15 protein-coding genes and 1 tRNA gene are annotated in these 15,952 nt (G+C 63.7%); 5 read left to right on the top strand and 11 right to left on the bottom strand.

Annotated features, from left to right (window positions below; genetic code table 11):
* The first annotated feature begins 16 nt into the window (after positions 1–16).
* Positions 17–706 carry a 2-C-methyl-D-erythritol 4-phosphate cytidylyltransferase gene (ispD, locus tag HNQ39_RS21040; RefSeq protein WP_184201460.1) on the top strand — a complete coding sequence of 230 codons (690 nt, stop codon included), beginning with the start codon at positions 17–19 and terminating at the stop codon, positions 704–706.
* Here ispD and HNQ39_RS21035 read toward each other — a convergent pair.
* The gene (locus tag HNQ39_RS21035) at positions 703–1,905 is read right to left on the bottom strand and encodes an outer membrane protein assembly factor BamB family protein (RefSeq protein ID WP_184201457.1); all 1,203 of its coding nucleotides are present in this window, start codon (positions 1,903–1,905) and stop codon (positions 703–705) included. The genes ispD and HNQ39_RS21035 overlap by 4 nt on opposite strands.
* Positions 1,906–1,924: 19 nt before the next feature.
* Between HNQ39_RS21035 and HNQ39_RS21030 the strand changes: the two genes are divergently transcribed.
* A complete protein-coding gene (locus HNQ39_RS21030; RefSeq protein WP_184201454.1) occupies positions 1,925–3,262 on the top strand; it encodes an ankyrin repeat domain-containing protein in 1,338 nt (445 codons plus the stop codon).
* A 29-nt stretch (positions 3,263–3,291) separates the two neighbouring features.
* Here the strand turns inward: HNQ39_RS21030 and infC are convergent, their stop codons facing one another.
* The 6 genes from infC to HNQ39_RS21000 all read right to left on the bottom strand — a co-directional run bounded on the left by infC (position 3,292) and on the right by HNQ39_RS21000 (position 8,025).
* A complete protein-coding gene (gene infC / locus HNQ39_RS21025; protein WP_184201451.1) occupies positions 3,292–4,035 on the bottom strand; it encodes a translation initiation factor IF-3 in 744 nt (247 codons plus the stop codon).
* A 144-nt stretch (positions 4,036–4,179) separates the two neighbouring features.
* Positions 4,180–5,124, bottom strand: a complete 945-nt coding sequence (locus HNQ39_RS21020) for an ABC transporter ATP-binding protein (RefSeq protein WP_184201448.1) — start codon at positions 5,122–5,124, stop codon at positions 4,180–4,182.
* Positions 5,124–6,092, bottom strand: coding sequence for an ABC transporter ATP-binding protein (locus tag HNQ39_RS21015; protein ID WP_425503595.1), 969 nt, complete (start codon positions 6,090–6,092; stop codon positions 5,124–5,126). Before HNQ39_RS21015 ends, HNQ39_RS21020 begins: the two co-directional genes overlap by 1 nt.
* Positions 6,093–6,096: 4 nt before the next feature.
* Entirely contained in the window at positions 6,097–6,495 is a 399-nt protein-coding gene (locus HNQ39_RS21010; RefSeq protein ID WP_184201445.1) for a DUF5658 family protein, read from the bottom strand.
* A 19-nt stretch (positions 6,496–6,514) separates the two neighbouring features.
* Positions 6,515–7,891 carry a PIG-L deacetylase family protein gene (locus HNQ39_RS21005; RefSeq protein ID WP_184201442.1) on the bottom strand — a complete coding sequence of 459 codons (1,377 nt, stop codon included), beginning with the start codon at positions 7,889–7,891 and terminating at the stop codon, positions 6,515–6,517.
* A gap of 46 nt (positions 7,892–7,937) precedes the next feature.
* Positions 7,938–8,025 (bottom strand) — tRNA-Ser (locus HNQ39_RS21000).
* 60 nt (positions 8,026–8,085) lie between these two features.
* Here HNQ39_RS21000 and HNQ39_RS20995 point away from each other — a divergent pair.
* Positions 8,086–8,559, top strand: coding sequence for a phosphatase PAP2 family protein (locus HNQ39_RS20995; protein ID WP_184201440.1), 474 nt, complete (start codon positions 8,086–8,088; stop codon positions 8,557–8,559).
* On the opposite strand, the gene holA is transcribed toward HNQ39_RS20995, so the two are convergent.
* Genes holA through HNQ39_RS30670 form a run of 3 tightly spaced genes read right to left on the bottom strand, consistent with a single transcriptional unit; the run spans position 8,556 to position 12,966 of the window.
* Positions 8,556–9,659, bottom strand: coding sequence for a DNA polymerase III subunit delta (gene holA, locus HNQ39_RS20990; protein WP_184201437.1), 1,104 nt, complete (start codon positions 9,657–9,659; stop codon positions 8,556–8,558). The two genes, HNQ39_RS20995 and holA, sit on opposite strands and share 4 nt — an antisense overlap.
* Before the next feature lie 3 nt (positions 9,660–9,662).
* Positions 9,663–11,762 (bottom strand): transglutaminase TgpA family protein, encoded by a 2,100-nt coding sequence (locus tag HNQ39_RS20985; protein ID WP_184201435.1) that lies wholly within the window; start codon positions 11,760–11,762, stop codon positions 9,663–9,665.
* Entirely contained in the window at positions 11,734–12,966 is a 1,233-nt protein-coding gene (locus HNQ39_RS30670; protein ID WP_184201432.1) for a DUF58 domain-containing protein, read from the bottom strand. Before HNQ39_RS30670 ends, HNQ39_RS20985 begins: the two co-directional genes overlap by 29 nt.
* Positions 12,967–13,054: 88 nt before the next feature.
* Here HNQ39_RS30670 and HNQ39_RS20975 point away from each other — a divergent pair, with 88 nt between their 5' ends.
* Positions 13,055–13,906, top strand: a complete 852-nt coding sequence (locus HNQ39_RS20975; RefSeq protein WP_184201429.1) for a cysteine peptidase family C39 domain-containing protein — start codon at positions 13,055–13,057, stop codon at positions 13,904–13,906.
* Here the strand turns inward: HNQ39_RS20975 and HNQ39_RS20970 are convergent.
* Entirely contained in the window at positions 13,903–15,456 is a 1,554-nt protein-coding gene (locus HNQ39_RS20970) for a HEAT repeat domain-containing protein (RefSeq protein ID WP_184201426.1), read from the bottom strand. The two genes, HNQ39_RS20975 and HNQ39_RS20970, sit on opposite strands and share 4 nt — an antisense overlap.
* Before the next feature lie 57 nt (positions 15,457–15,513).
* Between HNQ39_RS20970 and HNQ39_RS20965 the strand changes: the two genes are divergently transcribed.
* A complete protein-coding gene (locus HNQ39_RS20965) occupies positions 15,514–15,834 on the top strand; it encodes a hypothetical protein (protein WP_184201422.1) in 321 nt (106 codons plus the stop codon).
* Positions 15,835–15,952 lie beyond the last annotated feature (118 nt).

Below are 15,952 nucleotides of genomic sequence, written 5' to 3'. Positions count from 1 at the left end.
TGAGGACTTCAGAGCCATGCGCAAACAGCCTCCTCTCACGGCCCTGATCCCCGCGGCGGGAAGAGGGGAGCGCTTTGGCAGTGAGCAAAACAAAGTTCTGAGCGAGCTCTTGGGACGCCCCATTCTCGGCTGGACCCTGGAGGCGTTTGCCCAGTGCGACGAGATCGGGCGGATTGTCTTGGTGGGCTCCGAGAGCGATACCGATGTGCTTTGGGCGCTGGGCGATCAGTACGGGGGAGGGAAGCTCCAAGCGGTCGTGCTCGGGGGCAGTACGCGCCAAGAGAGTGTTCGGCGCGGCCTGGATGCGGTCGGGACGGAGTTTGTCCTGATCCATGATGCGGCCCGCTGCTGTATCACCCCCGCTCTGCTCACCGAGGCGGCGGGGCTCACCCGGATCCACCAGGCCATGACCCTCGTTCGGCCCGTCACCGACACGCTCATGCGCCGGAGCGGCGAGCTCGTGGACCGTAGCGCCCTGGTTGCAGTAGAGACCCCACAAGGCTTCCAGACCGAGCTCCTCCGGCGGGCCCACCTTGCGGCACGCTCCGAGGGGTTTGTCGCTACCGACGATGCCAGCCTGCTACGGCGGATCGGGCGGACCGTGCATCTCATGGAGAGCACACTTCCCAACCCCAAGCTCACCTACCCGCAGGATGCCTTTGTTGCCGCTGCCCTGCTCCGTGAGCGCGGCGTGGTCCCCGACTAGCGGCGCTCCAGGCAGTAGAGGTGGCTACTGGTCCGCACATAGAACGCCCGCCCACAGGCCGCCGGTGAGGCGTGGGGGCCGGTCTCCAGCTCGTTTTGCGCCACCACGGTCAGCGCCCGTCCCGGCTTGATCACACGTGTCTTGCCACTCTCCCCAAAGAGATAAATCAGTCCTTCGGAAGAGACCGGGGACGCATAGAACCGCCCTCCGATCCGCTCCTTGTAGACCTCCTTGCCCGTTGTCGCCTCCAGACAGGTCAGGACCTCACTATCCGCGACAAAGTAGAGAAGGTCGTCGATTAGGAGGGGAGAGCTCAGGTTGGGGACGCCCTTGGTATAGCGCCAGAGCACGTCACGCTCGGTCGGGCCGCTGCCATCGTCGGGGAGGCGCACAGCCCAGAGCTCAGGGCGGTTGAAGCCCGTGTTGAGGAAGAGGAGACCCTTACCCGCGACCGGCCGGGAGGCATTGGAGAAGCCGGGATGGGGGATGCGCCAGAGCTCCTTCCCCGTCTGCGGCGCGTAGGCACAGAACGCGCGTGCCCCCACGCTCACCAGCTCCGTGTTACCCTTGCGACGAAGCAGATAGGGGGTCGAGAATGCCTTCTTCAGGTCGCCGTCGATCTCCCCAAATGGCGTGTTGCGGTCGGTCTTCCAGAGTGTCTTGCCTGTCTTGGTGTCTAGAGCGACTAGATACTGGATGTCCATGCCATCGTAGGTCAGGATGAGCTTATTCTCCAGCAGGAACGGGGACGAGCCAGGGCCTTGTCCGTGCTGGCAGTTTAGGTCGCGGCGGCTCCAGAGAACCGTGAAGCGACTGGTGTCGATACAGGCGGTGCCAAAGGTCCCAAAGTGGACGTAGACTCGGCCCTTCTCGATCACGGGCGAGGGCGAGGCGTAGGTGTTGTTCCCTCGCGGAAAACCCTGTGGTGCCGGGTTGCGAAAGATCAGCAGCTTTTGAAGGAGCTTGCCGGTCGCGCGGTCTAGACAGAGGGCAAACTGCTCTTTGCCATCGTCGGTGGCCGCGGTAAGCCAGACTTGGTTGTCCCAGACCACGGGCGACGACCAGCCTGTATCGGGGAGGGGAGTCTTCCAGCGGACGTTCTTTGTCTCGCTCCACTCGGTGGGCAGGCCGCGGGCAGTGCTAGAGCCATCGCCGTTTGGGCCGCGGAAATCGGGCCAGTTCTCGCCTTGGAGGTGCATGGTGCAGTATAACAGAAACATGGATCGTCGTAGTTTTACTCTTGGGCTCCTGGGGCTTGGCTTTTATAAACAGGAGCTTCCCCCGCTTCATGCGGCAGTTATCGCCGGACAGCTGGACGAGGTACGGCGCCTCTTGGCCCTGGATGGTGCACTGGTGGCGAGCCGCGACGAGAAGGGCAATACGGCGCTGCATCATGCTGCCTGGCACAACCAGCTGGAGATTGCCCAGGAGCTGATCGCACGAGGGGCGACGGTCGATGCCAAGCGCACGGAGGGGCGGGTGACTCCGCTCGAGTCCGCCAGCTACTTTGGGCACTTGGATATGGTTCGGCTTCTGGTGACGGCGGGCGCGGATGTCAATGCCAAGGTCTACGAGGGGCTGACTCCTTTGCACCAAGCCGTTCGCAATGGCCATGTGACCACCTGTCAGTTTCTGATGGAGAAGGGAGCCCGGCTCGATGCGGAGCGTGACAATGGCTACTCTCCGCTCCACACCGCCGCGGAGGCCAACCAAACCGAGACCGTCCTCTGGCTCCTCGCCTGTGGCGCAGATCCCACCCACCGTAGCAAAGACGGTAAGACACCACTCGCCGTGACGGGTAGTGACCGGGTGCGTGAGCTCCTCCAGCGCGCACTTATCACCCGTGCGGAGGTCGAGGCCAAGCTGAGTGCGCGCGAGCTTTCAATGCCCAACGCCGCACTGAGCGTGCGCCAGGAGCAGCTTGCCTACGAGAGTCATTTCGAGCGTGCCGCACTCGGCGGGGAGTGGGGCACGACCGCGCTTGGGGGGACCTGGCGAGATCTAGAGGTGGGAAAGACTCCCAAGGGCAACCGGCCGTTTCTGGGACCCTTTAGCAACCAGGAAGTCCGCCTGGCCGTGGGGGGGCTTCCTCCCCACAACACGCTTCGGCTCTCCTTCGAGCTCTTTGTCCTGGGGAGCTGGGATGGCAATGGGACCCCGCGCTATGGCCCGGATGTCTTCGATCTTTCGGTGCTCAACGGCCCGACTCTGCTCCACACGACCTTCTACAACCCGACGACCGAGCTCAAAGACGCGCCTTTGCAGGCCTACCCCGCCGACTATCCCCTCGGCAACAACAAGGGCTACACAGGGGCGAGCGAGCGTGCCTCCCTGGGGCTCTTTCCCGACGAGGGGGGGGCGTTTCGTGAGGCGGTCTACCGGCTGGCCTTTACCTTCACCCACCGCTCCGACTCGGTGTTGATTCGGTTCTCGGCGTCGGGGCTAGAAGGCCTTGACAACGAGAGCTGGGCGCTCTCCAACGTGCGGGTTACTGCGGTGACCGTGGGCACGGCCACGCCTGCGAAGCCGACCAAGCCCGTCAAGCCGAAAAAATAAAACGCCCCGGAGATTCCGGGGCGCTCTGGCTACTTGGCAGGAGCGTCGGTTGCGTCCTCTGCCTCGTCTTCGTCTTCATCGTCCTCATCGTCGTCGAGGTCATCGTCCTCGTCGTCCAGGAGATCGTCGTCCTCCTCGTCCTCGTCCTCCTCATCGGAGGGTTTGGTCGCGGCGGTCTCGCCGGGCTTGCCTTGGTGTGCCTGTGCCTTGGCGGCGTTGCGGCTCTCGAGGCGCTGGGCAGCGCGCTTCATCGCCTCTTTGGAGGGGGCCAGGATCATGATCATCTGGCGGCCTTCGATCAGCGGGTGGCGCTCCACCTGCCCGACACCGGCATCGGTTGCGGTCTTGGCGATCTTTGCCATGGCTTCCTGAGCAAACTCAGGGTGTGACATCCAGCGTGAGCGAAAGCGGAAGGTAATCTTGACCTTGTCGCCATCGCCGAGGAACTTGACACAGTTCCGAATCTTAATATCCAGATCGTGATCGTCGATGAAGCCCATCTTCGGAGAGATGGTAATGCCCTTCATGTCCGACTGACGCTGTTTCTGGCGGGCCTCACGCTCACGTTTGCCTTGCTCGTACTTGAACTTGCCGTAGTCCATGATGCGGCAAACGGGTGGGACAGCGGTCGGGGCGACCTCAATCAGGTCCATCCCTCGGCTGCGGGCGATATCCAGGGCTTCGCGCGGGGTCATGACCCCAAGCTGCTCGCCGTCCTCCCCCACCACTCGGATCTCTCGAACGCGGATGCGCTCATTGACGCGGGGGCCCATGTCCCGGTTGCGGTCGAAACCGCGGGCATCACGATGATGACTTATGCTAAACCTCCAGGTTGATTGACATTGTCGTGGTTAAGCCACGAAAAAGAGTCCCAAAGAAAAATGATCTGCTCATTGTATCTGCGCCGTTATACCCTGTCAAGAACTCCAGACCGGCAGCTCTCTTGCAAAGTGACAGGCAGCACCGGTTTCTGGGTCGAGGGCGGGGTCTTTTTCGGCGCAGAGGGGCTGGGCAAAGGGGCAGCGGGTGCGGAAACGACAGCCACTGGGGATATTGAGCGGCGAGGGCGGGTCGCCTTCGAGGGGGGCGCTCTCACGGCGCTTGGTCGGATCGGGGAGGGGGGCGGAGGCGAGCAGGGAGCGGGTGTAGGGGTGGCGCGGGTTGGTGTAGATCGCCTCGGCGGTCCCCAGCTCCACAATGCGCCCCAGATACATCACGGCGACTCGGTGAGCGATATGGCGGATCAGCGCAAGGTCGTGGCCGATAAAGATATAGGCGATTCCGCGCTCTTGCTGCAGGTCCATGAGCAGGTTCACCACTTGGGCGCGCACCGAGATATCCAGTGCGGAGACCGGCTCATCGAGGATAATCAGCTCCGGGTTGAGCGCGAGGGCGCGCGCGATCCCAATGCGCTGGCGCTGGCCACCCGAGAAGGCATGGGGGTAACGGCTGGCGATCCCCTCGGGGAGGCCCACGGACTTCAAGAGCGCCTCGACACGGGCTTTTTTATCGCCTTCGATCCCATGAATCTCCAGCGGCTCGCTCACGAGCTGGCCCACACTCAGCCGCGGCGAGAGGCTGGCATAGGGGTCCTGGAAGACCATCTGCACCCGACGGCGAAAGGCAAGCAGCTCCGGCCCACGCAGGCTCTGGACATCTTGACCGTCGAAGGTGACGGTTCCCCCCGTGATCGGCAAGAGCCGGAGCAGTGCGCGGCCCGTGGTGGACTTGCCACAGCCCGACTCCCCGACAATGCCGAGGGTCTCGCCCTTGGCTACGGAGAAGGAGACGCCATCGACCGCGCGGACGAGCTTCCCGCCACCTAGGGCAAACTGCACGGAGAGGTCACGGACGGTAAGCATCAGCGTCCCCCCTCTCCCACACGGTGGCAGCGCACCGCGTGGCCTGGCGAGAGGACAAGGGGTGCTTGCGGCTCCTGGCAACGCTCGACCGCCTGTCTGCAGCGCGGGCGAAAGGGGCAGCCACTGACCTCACTGGGGCGGCTGGGGGGCTGGCCAGGAATGAAGTTCAGGCGGTTTCCCGTCGCAAACTCGGGGAGGGACTCCATCAGAGCGCGGGTATAGGGGTGCTGTGGGCTGGCAAAGAGGGTTTGGACATCCGCCTGCTCCATCACCTGCCCGCCGTAGAGCACCGCTACCTGGTCACACACTTGGGCAACCACACCGAGATCGTGGGTGATAAAGAGAACCGCCATCCCCAGCTCTTTCTGGAGCTGTCGAATGAGGGTGAGGATCTGTGCCTGCACCGTGACATCCAGCGCGGTCGTGGGCTCGTCGGCGAGGAGTACATCGGGCTCCGATGCCAGGGCCATGGCGATCATCGCACGCTGGCGCATGCCGCCGGAGAGCTCGTGGGGGTACTGCGTGGCGCGGCGCTCGGCATCGGGGATCTGGACCCGGCGCAGGGCCTCGACCGCGGCGGCCTTGGCGGCAGCCTTGCTGACATTCTTGTGGAGCTGGACACTCTCGGCGATCTGATCCCCGACCGTGAAGACCGGGTTGAGGCTGGTCATGGGGTCCTGGAAGATCATCGCGATCCGTCCGCCCCGAATCTGGCGTAGCTCGCGCTCCGAGGCCGTGAGGAGATCCTTCCCCTCAAAGAGAATCCGACCGCCTGTGACGCGGCCCGGCTCTGGCACCAGGCGGAGCGCGGAGAGGGCGGTCATGGTCTTGCCAGAGCCCGACTCCCCGACAACTCCAAGGGTCTCGCCACGGCGGACTTCCAGCGATACGCCCCGCACGACAGGACCGGCGGGGAAGGAGACCTCAAGGTTCTCCAGGGCTAGGAGCGGTTCACTCACAGGGGGCAGTATATCAGAACTGAGCGAGGCGGAAGTAGGTCAGGATATAGACCGCGATAATAATTCGTAGCAGCCAGATGGTAAAGTTCTTCTTGCGCTTGGCGAGCGCGGGTGCCATGAGGACTGCCGGGATGCAGGAAGCGGACTTGACAACCACGAAGGTCAGGGGGTGGATATCGAAGGTCCAGGCCAGCAGATGGTTTGCCTCCGTGGCATAGCCCATCGTGACCCAGTAGAGGGTAGTAAACATATCCGCCATACAGATCAGCGCCAGGATGCTGGCCTCTTTCTCTGCGGCACGACGCATGACAAACTTACCCTGAAACCGAAGGCGCAGCGCTGCTCTTCGGTCCTGGAACGAGCCAAACGAGTTCACTTGAGTCACGGCGGGGATATCCTCTTGATTTTCCAATGTTAACGTACTCGATTATTTAAGGGCGGTGTAGCGCAAAGTACCGATACCCTGTTTGATCCACGATATTGCGCGCAGTCATTCCTGTCTCCGCGGAGATCCAGAGCGCTTCCTCAAGAGGCTGCGTCCCCGTCTCTAGCTCAGCCAGCGGGATGGAGCAGACAAGCTGACTGGACCCCGGCTGAGATAGATAGGGAGACCGCAAGGTTCGTGCCAGAAAGGTACCTTTTTCACTACGTAGGTGCAGAGCGTAGCGAACCCCAGGCGCGCTTGCCCCACGAAGGTTGAGCGTGACCTTGAGATTCTTCCCCACGAGCTGGGCATCCAGGCGGGTGAGATCGGTTGAGGGGTTAGCAAAACGGACAACATCATCGCCCTGGCCATCGCGGACACTTGCGGTGTGCATAGGGTCGATCCCTGCCTGGGTGAGCTGCCCAAAGATCTCACTGGTACGCAGAAACGAGTTGAGAAAGCGGTCACAGAGCTTGAGCTGAGAGTCGTACTCTTTTAAGGCGCGCTCCTTGGCCTTGAGGGCATCGTGGCTCAGGGTGACGGTCCGCCAGTGCGTGTCAGCGCTGGTAAAGCCGGCGGGGGGAACCAGGGGCAGGCTTGGGGAGTAGCCTTGGGGGAGGGGCCAGTCGCCCCGGTGGACAATGTAGTAGTGCATCAAAACCCGCTCGACCTTGCTCTTCTGGAGCGCGGCCTCGGTGAAGGTGGCGGCCAGGCTATGGTCCTGGTGGTCGTCGGCGGGATGTGTCACGAAGATATCCGTAGGGCGCGTCTTCTGGATTAGCTGGGTCAGGTCTGAGACCAGCGACTGCCCACAGTAGGCCTCTCCACGCACCGAGTCCTTCTGGGTAAACGGGGACTTGTAGGGCTTCTCGGGGGACCAGTTAGCCTCCCAGAGCGCACGGATACCACGGTCCGGGTAGCCCAGGAAGGTGACATCCTCCGGCCCCACGCCCAGGTGCTTCAGGGCAGCCAGTGCTTCTTTTTGCCGAAGATTACCCAGCTTCACGTAGTCTTTAGCCGCGGGCTGGAGGTTGCGGGTGACCAGAGCACAGGCTGCGGGAAAGGCATCGCCATTGGTGAGAAACACCACATGGACGGGGATGCCGTCGTGCCGTGCTTGGGCGATCACCCCACCAACACCCAGGGTCTCATCGTCGCAGTGGGGGGCGATCACCAGGAGGCGCTGCGCAGGGACAAGCGGCGGAAAGGCAGGCAGGGGCTCGGAGGTCATCGCCGAGGCGCTACGGTGGAGATTGGCGTAGAACAGGAGCGCAAACAGAGCACCCAGGAGGGGGGGGGAGACAAAGGCAACCAGGGTGTAGCGCTTCCAGCGCGGCCAGCGTTTAATGGTCTCTAGGAACTCGTTTCCGCTGATTTTTCGCAACGTTGCTCACGCCCTCCTAAAAGTAACCCTGGGGAAAGGAAAGAAACGGAGTGAGTGGGATTCGAACCCACGAGACCTTTGACAGCCTACACGATTTCCAATCGTGCTCCTTCGACCAACTCGGACACCACTCCAGAACAAGATCGATTCTACCGCCTTTTGTAGATTTTGCCAAGATGCCGGATACTGGAGCCATGCGAATCTTTCTCGCCGCCGGGATTGCGGCCCTGACATTGGCTCTCGCCCCTCGCGTGCAGGCTCAGACCGGGCTCCCGGACCGTCCGACGGCACGGTTTTTCTCGGGGAGTGGCAATGTCGCTTTTCTGGCGGGTGGCCTGCTTGCCAGCGACCGCCGCGAGGGGGTGCGGGCGCTGGTGACCAGCACGGTTGTCGTGACCGGGCTTAAGTACTCGACCCGCGAGCGTCGCCCGGATGGCTCAACCCACGATAGCTTTCCCAGTGGCCACGCCAGTGCCGCCTTCACGATTGCTGGGATGGCCGCCGCACGTGCGCACTCTGGCACGGAGGCCGCGCTCTGGTATCTCGGGGCGGGCCTGATCGCCGACAGCCGGGTGACTTTGAAGCGCCACTACCCCCACGATGTCGTGGTCGGGGGGCTCCTGGGGCTCTTGGTGGCGCGCAGTCCCGCTCTGCGGCTCCGCTTCTAGCAGAGCTCGATCACGAGGCGCTGGAGAACCGCTTGTGGGTTATCGCCGCCGGGGAGGGAGCCCTTTAGCGCAAGGTCCGCATTGAGGAGCTTCTCCAGGCGCTCCTCCAGCTCGGGGAGCGTGAAGTTGCGTGCCTGCCCGATATACTTGTCCGCCATCCACGCTGTCCGTGGGTTAGCCAAGATCGACGCAGCACCATCCGCAGGGAGCAGGGCGGCGACCTGTGGGCTCACGGGCTGGGCGTTGCGGCCCGCCATCTTTTTCTCGCCGAGGAACCGGAACTGCATCACGAGCCGGATCTGGCGCGCCAGGAGCACCAGCGTGCGGGGAGCGACCGAGTCTGGGCGGCTACTGCCCCGAAAGAGCGTGTTGACGTGCTGGAGCGCTTCTTTGGGCTTGCGCATCCCCACCGCATCGCAGAGCTTGAAGATCACATCGTCGGGGCCGCGCGAGAGAGTCGCCTCCACATCCGCAGCGGTGATCTTAGCGTTGGTGCCCGCATGGAGCGCCGCCTTCTCCAGCTCCGTCCCAATATGGCGTACATCGTCGGCGGGGAGCTGGGAGAGAAGCGCGAGCGCCTCGCTATCCAGGGTCTTGCCAAGGCGCCGCGCTTCCTGAATCAGGTGCCCCCGTAGGTCCTCCACCTTGGGCAGGGCGAAGTCGCGCACCTCGCCCAGCTTTTTCACCGCGTTGGCAAGCTCCGTGCTCACCGCCGAGCCGCGCTTGGTCTTGCCGTCCTCAATAATGGGGGAGCCGGTATGGAGCACTAGCAGGCCCTGAGGGGGGATGCGGTCCAGCCCTGCGGCGAGCCGTTTCTGCTCCTCGGTATCGAGCTGCTGGGTATCGCGGAGCAGCACGACCTTCTTGCCATTGCCAAACGGGACGGTTCCCACGGCTCCGAGGACTTGCTCCGCGCTGGCATGGGAGCCGTCTAGGGTCTCGGCATCGAAGTCTGCAAAGTCCGGGTCGGCCTGCTTGAGGTACTCGAGCGCCTCCGCTTGCTTGCGTTCAGCCTCCAGACCGGTGAGCAGGATGACGCGCGAGGGGCCATCGGGGCGCTCGCTCTCTCGGGCTTTGGGCTTGGCGGGTGTCCGTGCCATGGGCTAGTGTTTTCTCTCTTTCAAGGCGGCCTGGAGGGCCTGGAGCGCCTTCTCGGCAGCGGTGAGCTCGCTCTCACTGGGGAACTGCTTGGCAAAGAGCACCCGCTCACTCAGGCGTGCGAGGGGCTCGTAGTGCTCGTGGATGGCGGCTCCCAGGGTGGTGTGGACCAGCTCCAGGTGCTCAGCGACTGTCATCGTGCTCTTGCGGGGGGCACCGCTTCGGGTGAGCTCCCGCAGGGCCTTGCGGTAGACCGCCAGGAGCTGCTGCGTGGCGCGTGTCTCGGGCGAGATGGTCTTGCGCTCCGGGAGGACACCGCGGCGGCGCAGGAGCTCGGCGGCACCCACTCCCACCAGCCCCACCAGCGCGATCCCCGCGAGCGCGATGGGGCCGATGGGGAGCTTGCGTATCTGGCTCTTGGGCAGGGGCGGGGTCGCCACGGGTGTCGAGGTCGCCTCTGTCGTGAGGGCGGTGGCATCGAAGGGGACCCAGCCGTAGCCCACGAAGAACACCTCACACCAGGCGTGGCGGTTGCGCTCGCGCAGGTTGAAGGCATTGGGGTGGTCGGGGTCGATCTCGCCGGCATTGAAGCCCGTGACGATCCGAGCCGGAATCCCTGCGGCGCGGCAGAGCAAGGTCACGGCCGTGGCGTAGAGATCGCAGTAGCCGACCTTCGACTCATTGAGGAACCACTCCGCGGGGTTGCGGCCGGGGGGACAGGGCCGCGCCTCCAGCGAGTAGGTACAGCGGTCCGAGACAAAGCGCCGGATCGCCTCGGCACGGTCGTAGGGTTTCTTGGCCTTGCCGAGTGCCTCGCTCGCTAGCTCATCGAGCTTACCAGGGTCGGGCTCGGCGAGGTAGCGCTCTCGGATCGCGGTGGGGTAGTCCGTGGACGCGCTATTCAGGTCCTCAGGGGTGGCGGTGGAGACATCGGCCTCCAGCTCATAGGGAGTGGGCGGTGGTGCAAAGTCCAGCCGGTTGCCCGAGAGACCCACGGTGCCGTCCACGCGCCGCGCGAGCTGGGGCTGGTTCGTTTGCACGACGCGTGGCTCCGCGAGATGGATCATCGGGCGCAGGCCCGCCACGGGCTCGACCGTGGCCTTGACACGCTCCGTCTTCTTGCGCTCGCCTTCCAAGACCGCGCTGAGGTTAAAGGTGTTGCGCTCCGCGCTCTTGCGTGTGGGGGAGAGGATGCGCGGCACCTCCATGTCGTTGCCAAACGGGGTCCACTCATTGCCCACACAGACCGCAAAGGTGCGGGTGCGCCAGTACGACGGCTTAGGTGCCGTAACATGGTAGAGCAAGGTGTCGTCGTCGCTGACCGGTCCCAAGCCCACCACAAACTGCCGTGGATTGTCGAAGGCGAGGCGGAACTTTCCCGCCTGGGTGCGCCGGGGATCGGGCTTGACCTTGAGCCGCTCTAAGATATTGGAGAGCGACATATTGCGCCCAAGCATCTGAAGCGGGACAGCCACGACAATGCCCAGCCCGAAGGTCGCGAGCCAGAGCACGAGGGCGGTCCGTGCCTGGAACCATAGGAGCCGTCCCTGCATCGCCAGCTCTCGTCCCTTGGGGCCGGCCTGCGCCAAGGTGTGCTGGTGGATCATCAAAAAGAGCGCACAGAGCAAGTAGATCGCAAAGCTGATGATGGTCTGGATATTGATATTGAGGGTCGCCGAGAGCCCGATCATGGCGATCGACCAGACACAGGCAAAGAGGATCGCGGTATCTGTGAGCCAGAAAAAGGTTGCCACTGTCGCGGTGAAGGTGAGGGCCAGGATCATGCTCATGTCGCCGGACGCTAGCAGAAACTCCAGCGGGAGGGAGCGGCCAAAGCGGGCGACAATAAACTGGACCACGAAAAACAAGACGATCAGCCCGATGGCACCGGGAAGCAAGGCCTTGTCGGCTCCGTCCCGCTGGCGTGCACGGTGGGCGAGTGTCGCGCCGATCACGCTGAGGGCCATGAGGAAAAAGCTATAGCCGGAGCTGATGAGCGGGAGGGCAAGGGCGACAATCGCGGCGTTTTGCGCAACCAGAGCGACCAGCACCAGGGCAAGCGAAGCCTTGGCGGGATTAGTGTGTGTCGCGGAGGAGCTGCTCAAGGTGTTTACCTCCTTCTTCCCAGGGGGAGTGGTGTTTCTCGACAATCTTGAGGAGCCGGGAGGGAAAGCCCGGAGGAGGGGCGCTGGTGGCTCCAAAGCTGCTGGGGCTGAGATAGTAGACCTCGATCGTGTCGCCTAGCGCGAGACGGCTGGAGATCCAGGCGGAGAGCGCGGGGTCGAACTGGGCGGTGAGGATCGCGATTCGGCTCCCCGGCGCGAGGGTCTTGCTGCTTAGAAGCGCCGCCAGCGTCGTCTCCGAGGTCGCTTGGAGCCGGGCGAGGAGGTCGAAGAGCTGGAAGCGCGCCGCCTCAGGGGCGTTGCTGCGCGCCGCTAGGACCGTGCTTCCTTGCTGGGTGTGGAGTGCGACCCCACCGCCCCGTGCGACCGTCCTATCCGCCAGGGTCGCGGCGATCTTGACAGCATACTCCAGGGTAGACTCCCGGCCCGTCCCGACATGGGTGTCTCTCTGAAGGTCAATCGCAAGGACTAGGTCTTGCTCAAAGGCGCGCTCAAACTCCACCACCGCGAGGCGGCCCGTGCGCGCCGAGGTCCGCCAGTGCACCCGTCGGAGCGAGTCACCTGGGTGGTACTCCCGCACCCCGTGGAACTCCAGGCCCTCTCCCCGCTGCGCCTTGCCATCGCGCTCACGGATCCCAAAGCGTCCCTCGCCGCCGGACTGACCACGGCGCATCGGGATCGGGGTGGGGTGGACCACGATCTCCGTGGGTTGGGCGAGGTCTGCCGAGAAGGTGAACAGCCCCAGAGGGTCGGTGGTCTCGACACGGGCAGGGCCCAGAGAGTGGATTCCCCGTAGGAGCGGCTCGACCCGGTAGGTGAGTGTGCCTTGTGTCCCATCCCACTGCTCGGGCTTGCGGGAGGCGCTGGCTTCGAGGTGCCGTAGGGTTGCGGGGAGAACCTCGTCGATCTCCATCGCGGTTGCTGGGAAGTGCCCGCCCGCCTGAATCTCCAGGGTCACCGTGAACGACTTGCCTTCGACTGCGGTGGGGACATGGCGGCGCTGGGCGGTGTAGTGGACGGGGGAGAGCGCGACTAGCCCGTAGGCAATGGGCTGGATCAGGGCCGCCATGACCGCCATAAAGTAGAGGTACTGAACATCGAGCAGGAGCGCGACCGTGAACAAGAAGATAAAGGCAACCGTGATTACAAAGGCTTTGATACTACTCGTACTGGTCTTACGTCCCACAGTTCTCATTGTACCTGTATCGTGCTCCAATCCTCAAAGAGTTGGTAAAGACCGTAACGAAATCTTAGCCAAGCGCGTTTTAGGAAGAATGGAGAGTGCTCTGGCGGTGGGACTGGTGGCTGGCCTGTGCCTTGCGGCGCTACGACTCGGGCGCACCCCGTGGCTTCGTCGGCGTGCCACGCTCCTGGCCCCCCTCGCTCTGCTAGTTGCCGTGGGCCACAGTGTCTTTCTGAGCGACCGGCTCGTCTGGGCGGCATGGGTGCCTTGGAGCGGCGTGGTCTTTCTCGTGCTGGCCACGCCGCTCCCGCTGGTGCTTCTCTTTCTGACCCTGCTGTGGCCGCGGCTCACGGGGAGCGTGCCACAGCGCCTGCGCCTTGCCGCCCCCCTGCTGGCGCTCACGCTCTGGCTCTCCCTCGGGAGCTTCTGGGGGACACCGCCCGAGACCAGCGCTGCGCCCCCTCTGGCAGATGGGGTGGTGCGCCAGACCTCGGAGGTCTCGTGCTCGGCGGCGAGTGCAGCGACTCTGCTCCAGGTTGCCCAGCTCCCAGCCACCGAGACCGAGCTCGCCGCGCTCTGCCTGACCCGCCGTGCGGGGACACCGCTGCTGGGGGTGTACCGCGGCCTGCGCCACAAGGCCGCAGGGACACCATGGCGGGTTGGTGTCCTCTCTCACGCCCCTCTCGCCCAGCTCCGGGCTGCGACCCAGACAGGCCCCGTGCTGATCTCGGTCGGGCTGGACCGCTGGCAGCGCGGCTACGATCCCCGCTATGTCACGGAGTGGGGCTGGACTCCGGGCAAGCGCCACGCGGTTGTCGTCTTTGGCTTTCTTCCCGGCGGCAAACTCGATATCGGCGATCCGTCGGTGGGGCGGGAGACGTGGAGCGTAGAGTCGCTTGCGGTCCTCTGGAACGGCGAGGGGATTCAGCTCCTCCCCCGCTAGAGATCTGTGAGTTCCTCGTGGGGCAGCTCCCGTAGTATCTCCGCGATCTCCGCATCGATTTCCTCGGTTACCTCCTCCTCAACGGGCTCCCGTGGAGCAGGGAGGGTCAGGAGTGCACGCCAGAGCTCTCTCTGTAGTACCTCGTCAACCTCATCGAGCCAGCGCTCACAGAGGAGCTCGAGTACTGTATCGGGACTCTTGAAAAAGAGTCTCCGGGCATACTCGCGGATCAGATAGGGGGTTTTTTCTCGCCGTAGCGCCGCAAAACACGCCGCGACGGCCTCGGGGGTACGGAGCTGGTGGAGAGTGTCAAAGAGCGTGTCGCGGATTGCGGCGTGGGGCTCCGTGGTGAGCTGGGCATTGAGCCGCTCGAAAGACCACTTCTGATAGAACGTGCCCAGAGCCCGGACGAGATAAAACCAATAATCGATAGAAATGTTGTAGGCGTCGTCGAGCACGGGCGGGGTGCGAGGCCGGTCCGCACGTGCCTCGCGATCAAAGAGAGTGTAGAGCAGCTCCCTGACCTCTTCGTCTTGCCATGTCATCACGGCGGGGATGAGGTAGCGAAAGAGCTCGCGCCGTGTCTGCGTCGTAAGCTGGTCAAGGAGCACCTGGCGGCCCTCGGTGCCGCGCCCCGACAGCGTCTTGATGAACAGCTCGCAGAGCCCCACCCAAGGTTCGTCGTCGAGCCATGCCACGAGCTCCGCGGTCGGGATTGTCCGGAGAGAGTTGTCGAGCATCTGCCGGATCTGGGGGTAGGTGCCGGGAAAACGAGAGGCATTGATACTCTCGTAGAGCACGCGTAGTACGCGACGGTCTTTCCAGTGGTTGAGGGCATGGATAAGCTGGAAGCGAACCGCCTCCGTGGGCTCCTGGGGGAGGGCCTGGAGAAAAACCTCTTGGGTCGCTGCGGTACGCCGGGTGAGGAGCGCCTTGACGAGGCTGATGCGGACGTGCATGGAGGGTTCTTGGCGGAGTGCAGGGACAAAGAGGGCCAGCTCTGCATCTCCCCCCAAGCGGGCCAGGAGCCCGATGAGCTCCTGACGTACCAAGGGCTCCGTCTCGGTCTGCCAGAGCGCGTGCAGAGTGGGGAGCAGCTGTGCGCCCGCTCGTTGCCCCGCCTGGTAGAGCGCCAGGGCTCGCTTATGGCCGATGGTCTCGTGACGAAGCGTCTCAAGGAGGGTCTCGATGGCGGCGCTCTGCTCGGATGAGCCGGCGGTCTGGTTCTGCGCTGCAGCCTGCCTGACGAGAAGATCGTCGGCCCACTCCAAGAGCTTCTGGAGCTCCTGCTGGGCCTCGGGTGTTCCGAGCTGTGCAAGGGCCTGAGCCGCAGCAACCTGCACCAACCCCGACGCATCATCGGTGGAGAGCCGAGCGAGTGCGCTGTGTGAGACGCTCCCTCCCAGCTGGCCGAGCCGCGTTGCCAGCGCCGCCCGCACCCAGCCCTCTTTCTCATGGGGAAGCCAGGCCAAGAGCGCCCCTGCATCGTCCGTTTGGCGAACCAGCTCCCGCCGGTCTTGCCAGCGTGGTGTCGCTTTGAGTTGTTCCAAGAGTCCCACCGCAACCACCCCTTTCGTCGGTGCGTTTAGGATACCAGGAGAAGGTTAATGCGACGATCTGGTGCGATTGGGATTCCCAATGGGGATTTGTTTGTTTCTGCTTGTCTCATTGCGGTGAGCATGGCGTTTTGCACGCCGATTCTCTTTCACAAGGCGCTGTACAGCTTGCCACCGCTCCGGGGTGCGTTGACCTATGGCTGGCTCACCCTGCCTGCCGTTCTTGCCTACCTCCTAGAACGCCGGACCTGGCTCCCGCAGTGGCTACGCGATTGTGCGGGCTCCTTCCTGCTCCTTGCGGCGCTTCCCGCTACCGTTGCGTTCGTGATCGCTCTACGGAAACTATTTGCCCTTATCACCCCTCCAATGTAGCTCTTTTGCCTTAGAGAAAAAATTTCTTCGTGTGGATTGAATGTAAAGTCTCGTTGAGAGGATCAAAAGTGCCGTGGGGAGAACCTCTCCACACGCAGAGAGCAGGTTTCCAGACGAT

It is taken from the genome of Armatimonas rosea (assembly GCF_014202505.1).
GTDB lineage: Bacteria > Armatimonadota > Armatimonadia > Armatimonadales > Armatimonadaceae > Armatimonas > Armatimonas rosea.
Note: the sequence above shows the minus strand (reverse complement) of the source record. Positions and strands in the feature narration are given on the sequence as shown.